General features: G+C 43.6%; 17 protein-coding genes, 1 riboswitch and 1 other annotated feature. Of the genes, 13 read left to right on the top strand and 4 right to left on the bottom strand.

All coding sequences use genetic code 11. The features are described from left to right. Nucleotide 1 precedes the first annotated feature (1 nt). From VA249_RS08865 to VA249_RS08845, 5 genes are read left to right on the top strand one after another with little or no spacing between them, the layout of a single operon-like run. Nucleotides 2–820, top strand: a complete 819-nt coding sequence (locus VA249_RS08865) for a DUF1365 domain-containing protein (protein ID WP_221067727.1) — start codon at nt 2–4, stop codon at nt 818–820. Continuing rightward, nucleotides 814–2,070 (top strand): SAM-dependent methyltransferase, encoded by a 1,257-nt coding sequence (locus VA249_RS08860; protein ID WP_221067726.1) that lies wholly within the window; start codon nt 814–816, stop codon nt 2,068–2,070. The genes VA249_RS08865 and VA249_RS08860 overlap by 7 nt, the downstream gene beginning before the upstream one ends. A gap of 5 nt (nt 2,071–2,075) precedes the next feature. Beyond that, nucleotides 2,076–2,588 carry a DUF2878 domain-containing protein gene (locus VA249_RS08855; protein WP_221067725.1) on the top strand — a complete coding sequence of 171 codons (513 nt, stop codon included), beginning with the start codon at nt 2,076–2,078 and terminating at the stop codon, nt 2,586–2,588. After that, the gene (locus VA249_RS08850) at nt 2,548–3,144 is read left to right on the top strand and encodes a chalcone isomerase family protein (RefSeq protein ID WP_221067724.1); all 597 of its coding nucleotides are present in this window, start codon (nt 2,548–2,550) and stop codon (nt 3,142–3,144) included. The genes VA249_RS08855 and VA249_RS08850 overlap by 41 nt, the downstream gene beginning before the upstream one ends. Before the next feature lie 14 nt (nt 3,145–3,158). Continuing rightward, nucleotides 3,159–3,680, top strand: coding sequence for a DUF3833 domain-containing protein (locus VA249_RS08845; RefSeq protein WP_221069906.1), 522 nt, complete (start codon nt 3,159–3,161; stop codon nt 3,678–3,680). A gap of 91 nt (nt 3,681–3,771) precedes the next feature. Here VA249_RS08845 and purB read toward each other — a convergent pair whose 3' ends face one another. The 3 genes from purB to mnmA form a co-directional block, all read right to left on the bottom strand. After that, the gene (purB, locus tag VA249_RS08840) at nt 3,772–5,142 is read right to left on the bottom strand and encodes an adenylosuccinate lyase (RefSeq protein WP_211916356.1); all 1,371 of its coding nucleotides are present in this window, start codon (nt 5,140–5,142) and stop codon (nt 3,772–3,774) included. Between the two features lie 152 nt (nt 5,143–5,294). Next, nucleotides 5,295–5,912, bottom strand: a complete 618-nt coding sequence (gene hflD / locus VA249_RS08835; RefSeq protein WP_128810630.1) for a high frequency lysogenization protein HflD — start codon at nt 5,910–5,912, stop codon at nt 5,295–5,297. A gap of 10 nt (nt 5,913–5,922) precedes the next feature. Continuing rightward, a complete protein-coding gene (gene mnmA, locus VA249_RS08830) occupies nt 5,923–7,065 on the bottom strand; it encodes a tRNA 2-thiouridine(34) synthase MnmA (protein ID WP_128810631.1) in 1,143 nt (380 codons plus the stop codon). 188 nt (nt 7,066–7,253) lie between these two features. Here mnmA and VA249_RS08825 point away from each other — a divergent pair, with 188 nt between their 5' ends. Beyond that, nucleotides 7,254–7,523 (top strand): hypothetical protein, encoded by a 270-nt coding sequence (locus VA249_RS08825; protein WP_221067723.1) that lies wholly within the window; start codon nt 7,254–7,256, stop codon nt 7,521–7,523. A 117-nt stretch (nt 7,524–7,640) separates the two neighbouring features. Further along, a complete protein-coding gene (locus tag VA249_RS08820; protein ID WP_221067722.1) occupies nt 7,641–8,945 on the top strand; it encodes an inosine/guanosine kinase in 1,305 nt (434 codons plus the stop codon). Between the two features lie 301 nt (nt 8,946–9,246). On the opposite strand, the gene VA249_RS08815 is transcribed toward VA249_RS08820, so the two are convergent. Beyond that, nucleotides 9,247–9,654 (bottom strand): H-NS family histone-like protein, encoded by a 408-nt coding sequence (locus VA249_RS08815; protein ID WP_211916360.1) that lies wholly within the window; start codon nt 9,652–9,654, stop codon nt 9,247–9,249. Between the two features lie 819 nt (nt 9,655–10,473). After that, a riboswitch (Lysine riboswitch) is annotated at nt 10,474–10,654 on the top strand. A 108-nt stretch (nt 10,655–10,762) separates the two neighbouring features. Here VA249_RS08815 and tet(35) point away from each other — a divergent pair. The 6 genes from tet(35) to hisB all read left to right on the top strand — a co-directional run bounded on the left by tet(35) (nt 10,763) and on the right by hisB (nt 18,754). Continuing rightward, nucleotides 10,763–12,364, top strand: a complete 1,602-nt coding sequence (gene tet(35) / locus VA249_RS08810) for a tetracycline efflux Na+/H+ antiporter family transporter Tet(35) (RefSeq protein ID WP_221067721.1) — start codon at nt 10,763–10,765, stop codon at nt 12,362–12,364. Between the two features lie 120 nt (nt 12,365–12,484). Next, nucleotides 12,485–13,921, top strand: coding sequence for an IS1182 family transposase (locus tag VA249_RS08805; RefSeq protein WP_221067583.1), 1,437 nt, complete (start codon nt 12,485–12,487; stop codon nt 13,919–13,921). A gap of 233 nt (nt 13,922–14,154) precedes the next feature. Then, nucleotides 14,155–14,292, top strand: a sequence feature (His leader region). Between the two features lie 52 nt (nt 14,293–14,344). Then, a complete protein-coding gene (hisG, locus tag VA249_RS08800; protein ID WP_211916362.1) occupies nt 14,345–15,241 on the top strand; it encodes an ATP phosphoribosyltransferase in 897 nt (298 codons plus the stop codon). Between the two features lie 5 nt (nt 15,242–15,246). Continuing rightward, complete coding sequence (hisD, locus tag VA249_RS08795; protein ID WP_221067720.1) at nt 15,247–16,557, top strand: histidinol dehydrogenase; 1,311 nt, start codon at nt 15,247–15,249, stop codon at nt 16,555–16,557. 12 nt (nt 16,558–16,569) lie between these two features. After that, entirely contained in the window at nt 16,570–17,610 is a 1,041-nt protein-coding gene (gene hisC / locus VA249_RS08790) for a histidinol-phosphate transaminase (RefSeq protein WP_221067719.1), read from the top strand. A 70-nt stretch (nt 17,611–17,680) separates the two neighbouring features. Beyond that, nucleotides 17,681–18,754, top strand: a complete 1,074-nt coding sequence (gene hisB, locus VA249_RS08785) for a bifunctional histidinol-phosphatase/imidazoleglycerol-phosphate dehydratase HisB (protein ID WP_221067718.1) — start codon at nt 17,681–17,683, stop codon at nt 18,752–18,754. The last annotated feature ends 12 nt before the right edge of the window (nt 18,755–18,766 follow it).

Genomic DNA, 18,766 nt, shown 5'->3' with positions numbered 1-18,766 from the left:
TATGGAAAGCCAAATGAACAGCCGATTGTTTATAGGCAATGTTCGCCATCGCCGATTTACTCCTGTCAATCATGAGTTGAACTACTCACTGTTTATGCCTGCCATTGATTTGGACGAGCTTGATGCCCTAGAGAAGAAAGTCTGGGGTTTTGGGTCACACTGGTGGCACTGGGCACGCTTTAAGCGAAGTGATTATATTGGCAAGGGTTGTGTTAAGTCGGCAGTGCAAAACAAAGTTGAGCAACTGACAGGAGTCCGCTGTACGGGCAAAGTTATCGCAGTATGCCACCTGCGTTATCTAGGGCTCTATTTCAGCCCGGTGAATTTCTACTACGTTTATAGCAAGGAAGACGAATGGAAATATCTTCTTGCTGAGGTGAGTAATACCCCTTGGAATGAACGACATTATTACGCGATAGCGGCAGATAAAGAGGATGAAGAGTTTGGCTGGGAACAAGATAAAGCGTTCCATGTATCGCCATTCAATCCGATTGACCAACTTTACCGCTGGAAGATTAAACCTTTGACAGACAAGCTGAATGTGCATCTTGAATGTCACAAGGGGGAAAAACACTTCGATGCGACGATGGCGATGAAAGCCAAGCCACTTTCTAGCAAAACCTTATTGAAATGCTTGATCGTTACGCCAATCCAGACGGTAAAAGTAATGGTTGGCATTTATTGGCACGCTCTTAAATTATGGATTAAAGGCGCACCGTTTTACTCTCATCCTAAATGTGAAAATTCGGATGAAGCAGAAAGCAATGAAACGGTCGTCGATGATAAAAAGAAAAAGCATAAGGAGAACTCTGCATGTTAAACACAACTTCTATGGCAATGCCGCGTGAACTAACAACGACACAAAAAGCGGCTCGCGGAGTTCTATTTCAATGTTTACACAAAATGGAAATAGGCTGCCTAACAGTTATTGAAAGCTTTAAAACAGAAACGACGGAGCGCAGTGAACGCTTTTCTACACCAAACGGGGAATACAAAGGAGACCCGATAGCTGCGACGATTGAAGTAAAACACCCTGGGTTTTACTCAAGAATTCTTCAAGGTGGAAGCATCGCAGCAGGAGAAGCGTACATGGATGGCTGGTGGGACAGCCCAGATTTGACCGCTTTGATGAAACTGATGGCGCTGAATATGCAGGCACTGGACCGTTTAGAGGAACAGGGGAGCTGGCTTACTCGAATACTGTATAAATTTAGCCATTGGACCAATCGCAACTCACAAGAGAATTCACGCAAAAATATTCATGCGCATTACGATCTGGGTAACGATCTTTACAAAGCGTTTCTTGATAACAACATGCTTTATTCTTCCGCTCTTTATAATCAGTCCTCAGACTCTTTAGAGCAGGCGCAAATCAACAAGATGGACCGTTTGTGTCAACAACTCGAATTAAACGCAAATGATCATGTGATAGAAATTGGTACAGGTTGGGGCGCGATGGCTATTTATATGGCAGAACAATATGGCTGCCGCGTGACGACAACGACGATTTCAGAAGAGCAACATGCTTATGCGGAGCAGCAGATTATTGAGCGAGGGTTATCCGATAAGATTACTTTGTTGAAAGAAGATTATCGAGATCTCACTGGAACCTACGATAAATTGGTATCGATAGAAATGATCGAAGCGGTTGGGAAACAGTTTCTCCCCTCTTATATTAAGAAGTGTGAATCTTTACTTAAATCGGGTGGTTTGATGGCAATACAAGCAATTACCATTGCCGATCAACGATACGATTATTACAGTAATAATGTCGATTTTATTCAAAAATATATATTTCCTGGCGGGTTCTTACCATCCGTTACTTCATTGACACAAGCCTCAACCAAATACAGTGATTTAGTAGTACGGGACTTGTTCGATATAGGTTTAGATTATGCCAAAACACTCAACGCGTGGCATTACCGCTTTAACCAGGCGGAAGCCGAAGTACGCTCATATGGCTATGATGATCGCTTTGTGCGAATGTGGCGCTATTACTTAAGCTATTGCGAGGGCGGCTTTTTGGCTCGTACCATCAGTGCAGTACACATGACATTTCAGCGCCCTTAGTCGTCATGAAATTGTTGCTTGCTTCGACATGGTTCCAACTCTGCTGGTTCGCCGCCGTGCTTGGAACCTATCAATGGCAGTGGCTAACGTTGATACTTACTTTGGTGACCCTCATTTACTGCATGAGAGCGGATGCACATTCACTGAAAAGTATCAGTTTTATCACGGTGGCTGGTTTGGTGCTTGATACCATAAATCAACAATTCTCAATTCTTGTTTTTTCAACTCAATGGCTACCGGTTTGGCTGTTATGCCTTTGGGTCATGTTTTCTTGGTATTCGTACCAACTCAAGTCAATTTTGTACCGTTTCCCCAAACCCTACGTATCACTAATAGGCGGTATCGGAGGAACGATGAGCTATTTTGCTGGTTTTAAACTCCAAGCCGTTGAATTTGGATTCAGCACGAGCGTTACTCTCGCCATTTTGTTTGCACAATGGTGTGTGATAGTACTTGTGATACTCAAGGTGTACGGAAATGAAGAGCTTGAAAAGAAATTGGAAACAGAAACTGACTGATGGAATGTTGTTAACGTTATTACTTGGTGTGACGTCTTTACAAGCCCAGACTCTCTCGGACAATCGCCAGCAGAGCGTTCAACCTGATTGGCAACAATGGCAAACCGTTGGTGAAGCACAATTAACGTGGTTCATTTTTGATGTATACAAATCAACATTGAAAGCGCCAGATGGTCAGTATCGGGTATCGAGCGATGTATCGCCACATGCCTTTGCTTTAGAAATCAATTATCAACGTGACATAAGTAAACAACAACTTTTGGAAGTGACGGACGAGCAGTGGCAGAAATTAGGCTTTACTCAGGCTTATCGCCAGCAATGGATCTTAGAGCTCACGGCCATGTTCCCAAACATTAATAAAGGCGATGAGCTAACGTATTTAACGGACGGTAAAACTGGGCAACTTATTTACCGTCAATCGGGTAGCAAGCCCTATCAAACAGTGGGTTATGTGAATGATGAGCGTCTCAATGATGCCTTTCTTTCCATTTGGTTATCGCCACAAACTGAATTCCCAAGACTTCGTCAACAACTCATCGGGCAGGTTAGGCAGTGAAAATACTTACACGAATGATCAAAACATCGATTGTCGCCGCTGCAACATTGCTTGGCGCTTGTTCTGCCGACATCGATAATTACCAGGCAGCAACACCAGCATTTGATTTGTTTGGTTACTTTGAGGGCGATGTAAAAGCATGGGGGATGGTGCAAGATTACACCGAAAAACAAACTCGTCGCTTTGAAGTTGAAATTGTAGGCACGGTTGATGGCAGAGAGTTGACGCTCGTGGAAGACTTTGTTTTCGATGATGGTGAACTGGATCAACGTATTTGGGTGATAACCAAACTTGAAAACGGACGCTATCAAGGTAAAGCCGATGACATCATTGGTGTCGCTACCGGTAAGGAGATGGGTAACGCTCTTCAGTGGCAGTACGACTTTGAGTTAAAGATGGATGATTCGACTATCACCGTATCGTTTGATGATTGGCTCTATCGTCAAGATGAGCATCATGTATTTAACCTCACCAAAATTAAAAAGTTTGGCGTGGAAGTGGGGACAATAACGTTATTTTTCCAGAAACAGCGCTAATACCATGCACGCTCACCCCATCTTGATGTACGAAACAAAAAAGGTTGACGTTTTCACGTCAACCTTTGTTTTTTAAGCTAGTATCCAGTAATTATAGCTTGTCGGTAAGCTCGATTGCTTGGCCGATGTAGTTCGCAGGCGTCATCTCTTTCAGACGTGCTTTTTCGTGCTCAGGAAGCTCTAGACCGTCGATGAAATTACGCATTGCTTCGCCATCTACACGCTTGCCACGAGTTAGCTCTTTTAGCTTCTCGTAAGGTTTTTCGATACCGTAACGACGCATTACTGTTTGTACAGGCTCTGCAAGTACTTCCCAGTTTCTGTCTAGTTCAGCCAGAAGCGCTTCGCGGTTCACTTCTAGTTTGCTGATGCCTTTAAGCGTAGATGTGTAGGCGATAATTGCGTAGCCAACACCCACACCGAGGTTACGTAGAACAGTTGAATCCGTAAGGTCACGCTGCCAACGAGAGATTGGCAGTTTTTGTGCTAGGTGACCAAATACTGCATTCGCAAGGCCTAGGTTACCTTCTGAGTTTTCAAAGTCGATTGGGTTAACTTTGTGAGGCATTGTTGAAGAGCCAATCTCACCAGCAATCGTTTTTTGCTTGAAGTGACCCAGTGCAATGTAGCCCCAAACGTCACGGTCGAAATCAATCAGGATTGTGTTGAAACGAGCAACCGCGTCGAACAGTTCAGCGATGTAATCGTGTGGTTCGATTTGAGTAGTGTAAGGGTTCCAAGTCACGCCTAGAGATTCTGTGATGAACTCTTCAGAGAACTTATGCCAATCTAGCTCAGGGTAAGCTGAAAGGTGTGCGTTGTAGTTACCTACTGCACCATTGATTTTCGCTAGAATTTCAACGTTTTCGATTTGCTTGAATTGACGCTCCATACGGTACGCCACGTTTGCCATTTCTTTACCCATCGTAGATGGAGATGCTGGTTGACCGTGTGTACGCGATAGAAGAGGGATGTCGCGGTATTCAACAGCAAGAGCTTTAATTGCATCAATTAGGTTGCGAATTTCTGGAAGAATCACAGTCTCACGCGCTTCTTTAAGCATTAGAGCGTGTGAAGTGTTGTTGATGTCTTCAGAAGTACATGCAAAGTGGAAGAACTCGTTTACAGCGTGTAGTTCAGGAACGTCAGCTACTTTTTCTTTTAAGAAGTATTCAACCGCTTTAACGTCGTGGTTTGTTGTACGCTCGATCTCTTTGATGCGTAGCGCGTCTTCTTCAGAGAAGTTTGCAGCAAGGTCGTCTAGGAATTGATTTGCTTCTGCGCTAAATGCAGGCACTTCTGCAATTTCAGCAGTAGCAGCAAGCTTCTGAAGCCAGCGGATCTCAACGATAGTACGGTATTTCAATAAACCGTATTCACTGAAAATTTCGCGTAACGCAATTGTCTTGCTTCCGTAACGGCCGTCTACTGGTGAAACAGCAGTCAATGCTGACAGTTCCATGATGTTCTCCTGAATTGGGTTTCTAAATTTCGTGAGCTTTATACCAATAACTGTGGCAATTGTCACGAATATTGCGCAATCGTTTGCGCGAGATTTGTTTTAGTCAAAAAAATGAGCTCGCGTTTACCGCGAGCTGCTTGTTCTGAACCGTCTTACATGCGAGCAAGGAGTATCTGAGCTTGCTCGACCATCTTTTTGCGGCCGAAGATCAAATGGCGACGTTTGCCACCAACTTGGCGCCAAAGTACTGCGCAGCGAATACCTGATAACAACAACGCACGAACTTTGTGTTGGTTAGAGGTTTGTTGCAGTACAGATGGAGTACCGGTTACTTGAATACGCGGGCCGATAGGGCTTACAACATCCAAGTAAATGCTTGCTAAGTTGCTGATCATTTGATCATCTAGCAATTCAAAATGTTCCGTTTGACGCTGGGCCATTTTGATGCGGTCGCCAAGTTGTGACATCGCATCATTGCGGCTTGTTAGCTTGCGTTCTAATGCCATTAAGCTAATGATGTAGCGAGTAACTTCACTTCCAGCTGGAGTGCTATCAATCCCTTTCACTAAGCATTCAAGCCCCAGCTTTAAATCGGCCTCGCGACCGAAAACACCGATAGTGTTCGCTGGGTTTGTATTGATAATGGCTTTAATTGACGTTTCAAAGGCATCTTGATCACAATGTCCGTTTTTCGCTGCTTGTTGAACCAATGCAACAGCTTGGCAGATACCTGCAAATGCGATAGTACGGTCATAAAGTGTATTCGCCACGTAACGACTCCTAAGCTTGAGAATATTTAATACGTTGCTCGATAATGCCGCCACCTAGGCATACGTCACCGTTGTAGAACACTGCTGATTGACCAGGCGTAACAGCAATTTGCGGTTCATCAAAGATCACTTTAATGTTTTCATCATCGACAGGGATGATTGTACAAGGAATATCTTCCTGACGGTAACGTGTTTTCACTGTGCACTTCATAACATCGCGAATTGGCTCACGGTCGACCCAGTGAAGTTGTGATGCAAGTAGACCTTCTGATTTCAACATCGGATGATCTTTACCTTGTACGGCGATCAAAACGTTACGTTTTAGGTCTTTTTCACCAACGAACCACGGATCTTCGTTACCGCCACCGCCTTTACGGCCACCAATATGCAGACCTTTACGCTGACCTAGCGTGTGGTACATCAAACCTTGGTGTTGACCAATAATTTCCCCCTCTGGTGTTTCAATGTTACCAGGTTGAGCAGGCAGATATTTACCAAGGAACTCAGTGAATTTACGCTCACCGATAAAACAGATACCCGTTGAGTCTTTTTTCTTCGCTGTAATCAGGCCTTGCTCTTCTGCGATTCGACGTACTTCAGGTTTCTCTAAATCGCCAACAGGGAATAGACTGCGAGCAATTTGCTCATGGCTTAGTGTATAGAGGAAGTAGCTTTGGTCTTTGTTGCTGTCTAGGCCACGTAACATCGCTGGTTTTTCTTGTTCTTCACCAACTGAAGCGTTTTCCGGGAATGAGCGACGCACATAGTGACCCATTGCAATGTAGTCAGCATCAAGTACTTCATCAGCAAATTCTAGGAATGCCTTGAACTTGATTTCTTTGTTACAAAGAATGTCTGGGTTTGGCGTACGGCCAGCTTTGTACTCAGCAAGGAAGTACTCAAATACATTGTCCCAGTATTCTGCAGCAAAGTTAATGGTGTGTAGGTGAATGCCTAGCTTGTCACATACTGCTTGAGCATCAGCAAGATCTTCTGCTGCTGTACAATATTCTTCGTTGTCATCCTCTTCCCAGTTCTTCATGAACAGGCCTTCCACTTGGTAGCCTTGCTGCTTTAGAAGATACGCAGAAACAGATGAATCAACGCCGCCGGACATACCGACGATGACTTTCTTTTGACTGTTATCAGACATTACTAAACACCACTTAAATAAACGGGACGAAGATTCTAACAGAATCCACAGACCGGTGACAGATCCGAGATCGAAATCACACTTCGATTTGCTACATTTTAAGCTAATAGCATCACGAGTTAGTAATTTCATAAGTATAGGGAGGGTATATATGGCATAGTTGGCAAAAATCCAAGAGGAAAATTCAAATGACGGAAGAAAACCAATTTATGCAAGAAGCCGAGTTGATCGAAATTATTGAGAATCAACTGGAAGACGGCAATCCACTAAAAGTAAAAGAAACCCTAATGCGCTTAATGATGACAGGTACTCCACGTGAAGATGCAGTGGCGATGATGGCTTGTGCGATGTCAATTGAGGTATTTGATGTCATGAAAAATGACGGTGAATTTAATTTAAAACGTTATACAGAACATCTAAATCAATTGCCTGATTTGGGCTTTATGGAAGGCGAATAACGGGCTCGAGAACAAAAATATAAGCGGCAAACGTTTGCTATAATTGCTTTTATTGCTGCTTTATTGTCAGCGGTATAGAATCCGTTCTCCTTTTCATCCCTGACTCAGACTAACAATATGAAATTTCCTGGACAACGCAAATCGAAGCACTACTTTCCTGTTCATGCTCGTGACCCTTTGGTGAGCCAAGCACAAGAAAGCAAGAAGATGACGCGCACTCACATCATCGGTATTGATCAGACCTTGGTAGATATTGAAGCTAAAGTTACAACGGATGTGATTGAAAAGTACGGTTTGAGTAAAGGACACTCGTTGGTTATTGATGATGCGACTGCTGAAGCGCTTTATCAACAATTAAAAGAAGAAAACCTAATTACCAATGAGTATGCAGGCGGAACGATCGGTAATACGTTACACAACTACTCTGTGCTAGCGGATGACCGCTCGACACTTTTAGGTGTAATGAGTCAGGATATCAAAATTGGCAGCTACGGTTATCGTTACCTATGTAACACCTCTAGCCGTATGGATTTGAACTACCTACAGGGAGTAGAGGGTGCAATTGGTCGCTGCTTTGCGCTAATTACTGAAGATGGTGAGCGTACTTTTGCGATCAGCGAAGGTCAAATGAACCAACTTCACCCAGACAATATTCCTGAGAAAATCTTCAAAAGTGCCTCTGCACTTGTTTTGACGGCATACCTTGTTCGTTGTAAAGAAGGCGATCCAATGCCTGAAGCAACCATGCGTGCCATTGACTTCGCGAAAAAATATGATGTTCCAGTAGTATTAACGCTGGGCACCAAATTTGTCATTCAAGATGATCCTACATTCTGGCAAGAATTTATTCGTGACCATGTGTCTGTGGTTGCTATGAACGAAGATGAAGCAGAAGCACTAACAGGTGAGTCAGATCCACTAGCTGCATCTGATAAGACACTCGAGTGGGCAGATTTAGTTCTATGTACCGCGGGTCCTGTTGGTTTATTTATGGCGGGTTATACCGAAGATAGCGCGAAACGTGAAACATCATTACCGCTGCTTCCTGGTTCTGTTGCAGAGTTTAACCGTTACGAATTCAGCCGTCCTGCTAAGAAAGAAGCGTGTGAAAATGCAATTAAAGTTTATTCACATATCTCTCCATACATGGGTGGTCCTGAGAAAATCAAGAACACCAATGGTGCAGGCGATGCAGCACTGTCAGCAGTACTTCACGATATGGCTGCAAATAAATACCACAAAGAAAATGTGCCTAACTCAAGCAAGCACAGCAATGAGTATTTAACTTACTCTTCGTTCTCTCAAGTTTGTAAATACGCAAACCGCGCGAGTTACGAAGTGTTAGTGCAGCATTCTCCACGTTTATCTCGTGGCCTTCCTGAGCGTGAAGATAGCTTGGAAGAAGCGTACTGGGAGCGTTAATACTCTTAGAGTGTTTGACGACGTTTAACAGTAAAAAGTACTAAAGCTGAAAATGGCGCATTTTTTAATGCGCCATTTTTATTGTTTTATAAAACCCATCATGGATTCAGATAAATTGTTATTCAATCTCTTGGTAAGACAACTTCTTATAGAGGCTGAATGAAAATTTACACCAATGCATCTAGTTTCAATCTATATAATGAAACTATCAGTAGCATTAGCTCGTCACAGCGAGAATACTATTATTTGAATGGGTATAAAAAAGGCTTCCATCGAAAGCCTTTTAAATCTTTAATCACATTTAAAGTAAGAATTCATCTAGTGATTTACCAGCATCAAGTTGTTCTTGGATTGCTGATGGAGTGCGGCCTTGACCTGTCCAAGTTTTTTCGTCACCGTTGCTATCTACGTATTTGTATTTAGCTGGGCGTGGAGCACGTTTACCTTTTGCTTTAGTCTTAGTTTCACCAGCTAGTGCGCTGATTAGAGCTTCAACGTCGATGCCATCTTTTGCGATTTGTTCTGCAATTGCAGCCATTTTCGCTTCTTGCTCAGCTTGTGCTGCGCGATCAGCTTCTTCAGATTCTTGACGCTCTTGAACAACGATAGTCAGTTTATCTAGAGCTTCTTCCAATTGTTCTAGAGTCAGCTCACGAGAAAATGCACGAAGGCTACGGATATTTAGAAGTGTTTTAGTCAGCTCAGACATAACGATTCCTATTAATAGGTGAGATTGCCAAGCATTGGGAATCTTTATGATTCACAAATGCCGAACGATAAATAAAAACAGTCTTTATATTTAACGTTATCTTTAGAATATGTGCAAATACTAATTTGAGATTTAGATTGTTTTTTTAGCAATAAATCAATATTAAATTGGAATAGTAGAAAATCTTTACGGTTTATAGGCCTAAATGCACTATATAGATAGGGGCAGTTCTCATTTTGTATATCATGAGTGTAGTGGCTGAATTGTAAAATTAAGCTTAGTAATAAGAAAAAATCACGCTTAGTTACAAGAAATAGCGGCGAATTATCTTTGTACCTTCTACCCATTTAATTCAAGGTTAGAAACTAACGTGTGAAAGATAGTTACTTTGTTTCATAAAAAATAGTGTTGCGATCTCAAATTAGCAGGTCGAATAAGAAATACAACGAGCTTGAACTAAGAGGGCTAATTTTGGCTTCATAGAGTAGGTATTAATGGTGCGTATCAGCAATAGATAAGTAAATGCCAAAAGGTCAGATAAACCTTATGCGTGCTTTGCCATATAACCAATTCCAACAACCATATACTACTAACCATATCACTATATACCGATAGTTATATCACCATGTGTGTGTTTGGTCGGTACTGGTTATATCCGCCTCTTATATTTCATTGGTAAATCATAAGGGCGATTAACTATTCACTAAATTTAGATTGATGTGTTGCATTGTAGGTCTTCATGAGTACAATGGCTGTTACCTGATGCAATGTTGCAGACAAAGTGTTGTTAATTTGTATAATTAATAGTTAATTGTTTGTTGTTGCCGTAGAGGTGCAGTCTCGAAGAGTAGCTATTATTGGGGTGATGCCAATGAATAATAGTGGAAGGCGAAGATTGCCGAAGTAAGTGGTCTATCGAACCCACTTGCTGGGGTTGACTCCGAAAGGAACAACACTGCCATAGTATATTAACATTAAACTATGGAGCGCTACTGTAGGGTTGGGTGGAGTGTTCGCTTCCCTGTCGCTAAGTTCAACATGAGCACGTGCGTATGCCACGTGTCTTGTCTGCAGTAGATCTCTAGCCAAACTTTGGTTTTTGAAGATCATGAATTTATTAGATTTTGCACATTCTCCTGTTTCGTTATTGCCGCCTATTGTCGCATTGACATTGGCGATTTTAACTCGACGCGTATTAGTTTCTCTTGGTGTGGGTATCGTTCTCGGAGCGATCCTACTTAACGATTGGTCTATTGGTAACACGATAGGTTATGTGAGTTCACAAGTTTCTTCTGTCTTTATTGAAGATGGCGGTATTAATACTTGGAACATGAGTATCGTTGCTTTCCTAATCCTCTTAGGTATGACAACGGCACTGCTCACACTCTCTGGCGGCACACGCGCTTTCGCTGAGTGGGCACAAACTCGAGTAAAAAGTAAACGCGGATCTAAACTTCTTGCCGCCTTCTTAGGCGTATTCATTTTTGTCGACGATTACTTTAATAGCCTTGCTGTTGGTGCGATCTCTCGTCCGGTAACAGACCGCTTCTATGTATCTCGCGCTAAACTTGCCTACATTCTAGACTCAACGGCAGCGCCAATGTGTGTGATTATGCCTGCTTCTAGCTGGGGTGCTTACATCATCACGATTATCGGCGGTATTTTAGTGTCTCACGGCGTAACAGAATACTCGGCGCTAGGTGCTTACGTTCGTCTAATTCCAATGAACTTTTATGCTGTATTCGCACTATTAATGGTGTTTGCAGTTGCGTGGTTTGGTTTAGACATCGGTAAAATGCGCGATCACGAAATCGCAGCATCTCAAGGTCGTGGCTTCGACAAAGACAAAGAAAACGACACTCAAGAAGCACACGAGCTAAACGAAGAGTTGGATATCCGTGAAAGCGAGAAAGGTAAGGTTTCAGACTTAGTGCTGCCAATCATCACGCTGATCGTCGCAACTATTACCGCTATGCTTTACACAGGTGGTCAAGCATTAGCAGCGGATGGCAAAGAGTTTGTACTTTTAGGTGCATTTGAGAATACCGACGTGGGTACGTCCCTCGTCTACGGTAGTTTACTTGGGCTTGCTGTTGCATTATTTACCGTCTTTAAACAAGGCATTCCAATGGCAGAGATCGCTCGCACGCTTTGGATTGGTGCAAAGTCGATGTTTGGTGCTATTCTCATTCTTGTATTTGCTTGGACCATCGGTTCTGTTATCGGTGACATGAAGACGGGTTCGTACCTATCGACAATGGCGCAAGGCAACATCAACCCTCATTGGCTGCCTGTTATCCTATTCTTGTTGTCTGGCCTAATGGCGTTCTCAACGGGTACTTCATGGGGTACGTTTGGCATTATGCTTCCAATCGCGGGCGATATGGCGGGGGCAACAGACATTGCATTAATGCTACCTATGCTAAGTTCTGTGCTTGCTGGTGCCGTATTTGGTGATCACTGTTCGCCAATATCGGATACGACCATTCTTTCATCGACAGGTGCGCGTTGTAACCACATTGATCACGTATCGACTCAGTTGCCTTATGCATTATCTGTTGCGTTGGTTTCATGTGTTGGCTTCATTGTTCTAGGCATGACAGCATCTATCGCATTCTCTTTCATTGCTGCATCGATCACTTTTGCTATCGTTTGTGCAGTATTGTCATGGCTTTCTAAGTCTAAAATGACATCGTGTCAGAATGCGTAATTAATTGATTTAAAGATTAAAACAATAGGAGGCTTAGGCCTCCTCAGACTGCTGACAAAGGTCTAGCTTTCAAGCTAGACCTTTGATCTAATAGGGGTATCGAAATATGGATACTCCGACATGCTTCAAGAACCGACTCCGCAACAATACGAACTGGAAATGGTAACGATGGAACAGTTGGTTCCTAAAGACCATTTAGTGCGTAAAATCGATAATGCTATCGACTTTGAATTCATTCGTGATGAAGTCGCTCATCTTTATTGTAAAGATAATGGGCGTCCACCTGTTGACCCTGTTCGTCTCTTCAAAATCATCTTACTTGGCTACATCTTTGGCATAAAAAGTGAGCGTCAGCTCGTTAAAGAAATTGAAGTGAATGTCGCTTACCGTTGGTTCTTACGGATGTCATTAACAGAGAAAGTCATTCACGCATCTACTCTCAGCCAAAACCGCATTCGTCGCTTTAATGGCACGGATGTATTCGAACGTATTTTTATTAATATCGTAGAGCAAGCCATATCGAAAGGTTTGGTCGCGGGTCAAGAGCTCTTTACGGACAGTACTCATCTCAAAGCGAACGCCAACAAGAATAAACACACCAATAAAGTCACGGCGGTTCGCGCGAGTGCCTATCTTGATATGCTGGATGAAGACGTCACGTTAGACCGAGAAATAGCGGGCAAGAAGCCGCTTAAGGCTCGCGGATCAGAGTCAAAAACAAAGAATACTAAAACCAGTACTACTGACCCAGAGAGTGGCTTCATGACTCGTGATAATAAGCCACAAGGCTTCTTCTATCTCGACCATAGAACCGTTGATGGTCAACACGGAATTATCCTCGATACCTATACCACTGCAGGTAACATCAATGACTCACAACCTTACGTTCAACGCTTAGATTACACGCTTGCCACATTCCAATTGAACCCGATAGCTGTTGGACTGGATGCAGGCTACTTTACCGCCCCAGTGGCGGAGTCACTTGAACGTCGAGGTATTCTTGGCGTGTTCGGTTATCGACGCCCATCGAGAACGAAAAATACATTCAAAAAGAAACACTTTACTTACGACGCACAAAGAGACAGCTACCAATGCCCGAATGGTCAGGAGTTGCTTTATAAAACCACATCACGTGATGCCTACCGAGAATACCATTCAGACCCCAAAGAGTGTGCGTTCTGTCCAATGAGGAATGACTGCACTCAAAGCAAAAACATGAAGAAAGTGATTGCTCGGCATATCTATAGCGATGCAGTAGAGAGAGCAAATCAAATGCGGCTCTCTTCCTACGGAAAAAAGACTTATCGACGTCGAAGTGAAACCGTAGAACGGAGCTTCGCAGACGCCAAGCAACATCATGGTCATCGTTATGCTCGCTTTCGAGGTCTAGCCAATGTGCAAATGCAATGTTGGTTGGCAGCAGCAGCTCAAAACATCAAGAAGATAGCGTTGGTGATGAGTTATCTACGAAAAATGGGCTTAAACATGGCAGAAATAAGGCAAATACTTGCTTCTGTATGCCTATGTAATGAATGGAAACTTCTGCGCACGATATAACAAAAAATATCGCGATCGCGACCTACGGTCGCTTCCAAAAAAGAACCCCGCTTAAAAAGCGGGGTTCGTCATCAATCTGAGGAGGCTTAGGCCTCCTTTTTTATTTGTATTGTACAAATTAGAATTTTTTTAAATTAATGGTTGAAAAAAGTAATCAGCTTGGTTAGTGTGGTTACTAACAAAGCAATAGAGAAGAGCCTTGAAATAAGTATGCGTAATTTAGGAATGAACATTCATCACCATCATCACCCAGCCTAGTCTTTCGGGAGATGCACGCATACCCGGGAGATAGGAAACTCCCGGAGGTAAAATCAAAATAAACACAGATTTTAAACCCTCGGGAGACCAACTTCTCTCGAGGGTTTTTTAGTTTTATTGATTTATAAAATATTTCAAATATCGAATTTGCACAGGGATAAAGTAATGCAAACACAACGCTTAAGAATTGCCATTCAGAAAAAAGGTCGCCTTAGTAAAGAGAGCCAAGCTCTACTGAAAAAATGTGGCGTGAAATTCAATATCATGGGTGAGCGATTGGTCGTTCATTCAGAAAATATGCCAATTGATTTACTTTTAGTTCGTGATGATGATATTCCAGGCCTAATTATGGATGGTGTGGTCGACCTAGGCTTTATTGGTGAAAATGAACTTGAAGAAGTTCGTCTGGATCGCAAAGCATTAGGCGAGCCTAGCGAGTTTGTTCAACTTCGTCGTCTTGATTTTGGTGGTTGTCGTTTGTCTATTGCTATCGATAAAGACGAAGAATATAACGGGCCTCAAGATCTTGCTGGTAAACGTATTGCAACGACTTATCCGCAGCTATTAAAAGCATATATGGACAAATCAGGCGTCTCGTTTTCAACGTGTATGCTGACTGGTTCTGTGGAAGTGGCTCCCCGTGCGGGCCTTGCCGATGCGATCGCTGACTTAGTATCTACGGGGGCGACATTAGAAGCGAACGGGCTAAAAGAAGCAGAGGTTATCTTCAAATCAAAAGCGACGTTGATTCAACGAACTGGTGAATTTGATGCGGATAAAGTTGCTCTTATTGAAAAACTTCTGACACGCATGCAAGGCGTGCAGCAAGCAAAAGAGTCGAAGTACATCATGTTGCACGCGCCTGCGGATAAATTGGATCAAATTAAAGCCCTGTTACCTGGTGCAGAAGACCCAACGGTTTTGCCTTTGTCTGCAGATAAGCAAAAAGTTGCGGTTCACTTGGTGAGTACTGAAAACCTATTCTGGGAAACGATGGAACAGCTAAAAGAATTAGGTGCAAGCTCAATTCTAGTACTGCCAATTGAAAAAATGATGGAGTAATAGCGATGAGAACAGTTGTATGGCAATCGCTGAGTGAAACGCAACAAGATTCGATTCTAGAACGCCCTGCGATAACGGAAGGTGCGAGTATTACCGCTGCAGTTTCAGAAGTTATTGCGAAAGTTCGTAAAGAAGGTGACGCGGCATTAGTTGAGTTGACCGAGAAGTTTGACCGCGTGAAGCCGGAATCGATACGTGTATCGGCTCAAGAAATTGATGAAGCTTCAGCGCGTCTTTCTGACAAGATGAAAAACGCATTGGAGCAAGCTTACGCGAATATCTCAAAGTTTCACAAAGCGCAAAAACCACAACCAATAAAAGTAGAAACTCAACCGGGAGTGCTTTGTGAACAAGTGACACGCCCAATTCAAAAAGTGGGTTTGTACATCCCTGGTGGCAGCGCGCCATTACCATCAACGGTTTTGATGCTTGGTGTCCCTGCAAAAATTGCAGGTTGTCGCAAAGTAGTGCTTTGTTCTCCACCTCCTATCGCTGACGAAATCCTTTATGTAGCGAAACTGTGTGGCATCGATGAAGTGTATAACGTCGGTGGAGGTCAAGCTGTTGCGGCGATGGCATACGGTACTGAGACCGTATCGAAAGTCGATAAGATCTTTGGTCCAGGTAATGCGTACGTAACAGAAGCAAAACGTCAGGTAAGTAATGACTTTCGCGGCGCAGCGATTGATATGCCTGCGGGTCCATCAGAAGTCTTAGTGCTCGCAGACGAAACCGCAGATGCAGACTTCATTGCTGCGGACCTTTTAAGCCAAGCCGAGCATGGTCCAGATTCACAAGTGGTATTGGTGACACCATCACCAATTATTGCAGACCAAGTGACAGATGCCGTCCAACGCCAACTTAAAGAGTTATCTCGTGCTGATATTGCTGAAAAAGCATTAGCATCGAGTCTGATCATTATTGCTGAATCGCTTACTCAAGCGGTTTCAATCTCAAATTACTACGGCCCCGAACACTTAATTGTACAAACCAAGAACCCTCGTGAACTGTTGCCCCTATTAGATAATGCAGGTTCCATCTTCCTTGGTGATTGGTCGCCAGAATCCGCCGGGGATTACGCATCAGGCACTAACCACGTTCTTCCTACTTACGGCTACACACGTACTTACTCAAGTTTGGGCTTAGCGGATTTTTCTAAGCGTATGACAGTACAAGAGCTGTCGGCCGACGGCCTAAAGAACCTTGCGCCAACAGTCGTTACTATGGCAGAAGCGGAAGGCTTAGATGCACACAAACGTGCCGTGACGATTCGTACTGAAAAGTTAACCCGTACCGAAAATCAGACAGCTAAGTAAGAGGACAACGAGATGGAAAAGCTAGCGCGCAAACAAATCCAACAACTTACCCCTTACTTGTCGGCTCGCCGAATCGGCGGTACGGGGGATGTATGGCTGAATGCGAATGAATCACCATTCAACAACGAATACAAAACAGACTTTGCTCGTCTTAATCGTTACAGCGAATGTCAGCCGAAAGAATTGATTTCCGCTTATGCTGCGTATGCAGGCGTGAAACCTGAGCAGACGCTCACTTCTCGTGGGGCAGATGAAGGGATTGAGCTATTAATTCGCGCTTTCTGTGAATCGGGCGAAGATGCAATTTTATTTTGCCCACCGACTTACGGTATGTACGCGATCAGTGCGGAAACTTTTGGTGTGGAGCGCAAAACCGTTCCGTTAACATCAGATTGGCAATTGGATCTTACTGGTATTGAAGCCAATTTGGACGACGTTAAATTGGTTTTCGTCTGTTCGCCAAACAACCCCACGGGGAACTTGGTTAAGCGTGAAGATATTGTCTCTCTGCTTGAGATGACAAAAGACCGTGCCATTGTGGTGATGGATGAAGCGTATATTGATTTTTGCCCAGAAGCATCAACGGTGGATTTACTTCCGCAATACCCAAATTTAGCCATTTTGCGTACTCTGTCGAAAGGTTTTGCGTTGGCAGGTTTGCGCTGTGGATTTACGCTTGCGAACGAAGAGTTGATTAATGTACTTCTTAAAGTGATCGCTCCATACCCAGTACCTGTTCCTGTCGCGGAAATTGCCATCCAGGCGCTGTCTGAAGCGGGGTTAGCCCGAGCGAAATATCAAGTGCTCGATTTGAATGCAAACCGTGCTTACCTGCAAGTTGGTCTGTCGATGATTCCGGGTTTGGAGATTTTTGAGGGGTGGGGTAACTACCTGTTAGTGAAATTCCCGGATGGCAATGCTCTTTTCAAAGCCGCTTGGGATACTGGCATTATTTTGCGCAATTCGCCAATTGAGAATTGCGTACGTATTAGCGTAGGTAACCGTGACGAGTGTGAAAAAACACTCGGCTTTATTAGAAATTACTACGCATAGTTCAAGAAAGAATGAATCGCTCTCGCTCAATAGCGGGAGCGCCAAAAAGAATAGCAATAAGGAAGTTCGAGTGAGCAAACAACAAAAAATCCTTTTTATCGACCGTGATGGCACCTTAATTGTTGAGCCGCCAGTTGATTTTCAAGTAGACCGTTTAGATAAGCTAAAACTAGAGCCATTTGTTATCCCAAGCCTGTTGTCGTTGCAGGATGCAGGATACCGCCTAGTGATGGTAACTAACCAAGATGGTTTGGGTACCGACAGCTACCCACAAGCAGACTTTGATGCTCCACACAACATGATGATGGAGATCTTTGAATCTCAAGGTGTAAACTTTGATGACGTGCTGATTTGTCCTCACTTCGATGAAGATAACTGCTCTTGCCGTAAGCCTAAATTAGGCTTGGTAAAAGAGTATCTTCAAGGTGGCAAAGTTGATTTCCAAAACTCTGTTGTGATTGGCGATCGTCAAACCGATCTTCAACTTGCAGAAAACATGGCAATTCGTGGCATTCAATACAACCCAGAAACCATGGATTGGAAACAGATCTTGAAAGATCTAACGGTGAAGGCACGCGTTGCTGAAGTGATTCGTACTACGAAAGAAACAGACATCAAAGTTGCGGTGAACCTTGATGAACAAGGCGGCAATGACATCTCTACAGGTCTTGGCTTCTTCGACCACATGCTGGATCAAATCGCGACGCACGGCGGATTCCAGATGGTGTGCAAAGTAGAAGGTGACCTGCACATTGATGATCACCACACGGTAGAAGATACCGCTCTTGCTTTGGGTCAGGCATTGAAAGAAGCACTGGGTGACAAACGTGGTATTGGTCGCTTTGGTTTCAGCCTGCCAATGGATGAGTGCTTGGCACAATGTGCACTGGACCTATCTGGTCGTCCTTACCTTAAGTTCGACGCGCAGTTTAGCCGTGAGCAAGTGGGTGACCTTTCAACAGAGATGGTGGTTCACTTCTTCCGTTCTCTGACTGACACCCTAGCGTGTACGCTGCACCTTTCTTCTGCGGGTAACAATGATCACCACATCATTGAGAGCCTATTTAAAGCGTTTGGTCGCACTCTGCGCCAAGCAATCAAAGTAGAAGGCACCGAGCTACCGAGTAGTAAAGGCGTACTTTAAGGCTAACGTTAG

Origin of the sequence: Vibrio alfacsensis, from assembly GCF_019670485.1 — a bacterium.
GTDB classification, from domain to species: Bacteria; Pseudomonadota; Gammaproteobacteria; order Enterobacterales; family Vibrionaceae; genus Vibrio; species Vibrio alfacsensis.
The sequence above is the reverse complement of the archived record's forward strand: the minus strand, read 5'-3'. Positions and strand labels throughout refer to the sequence as shown.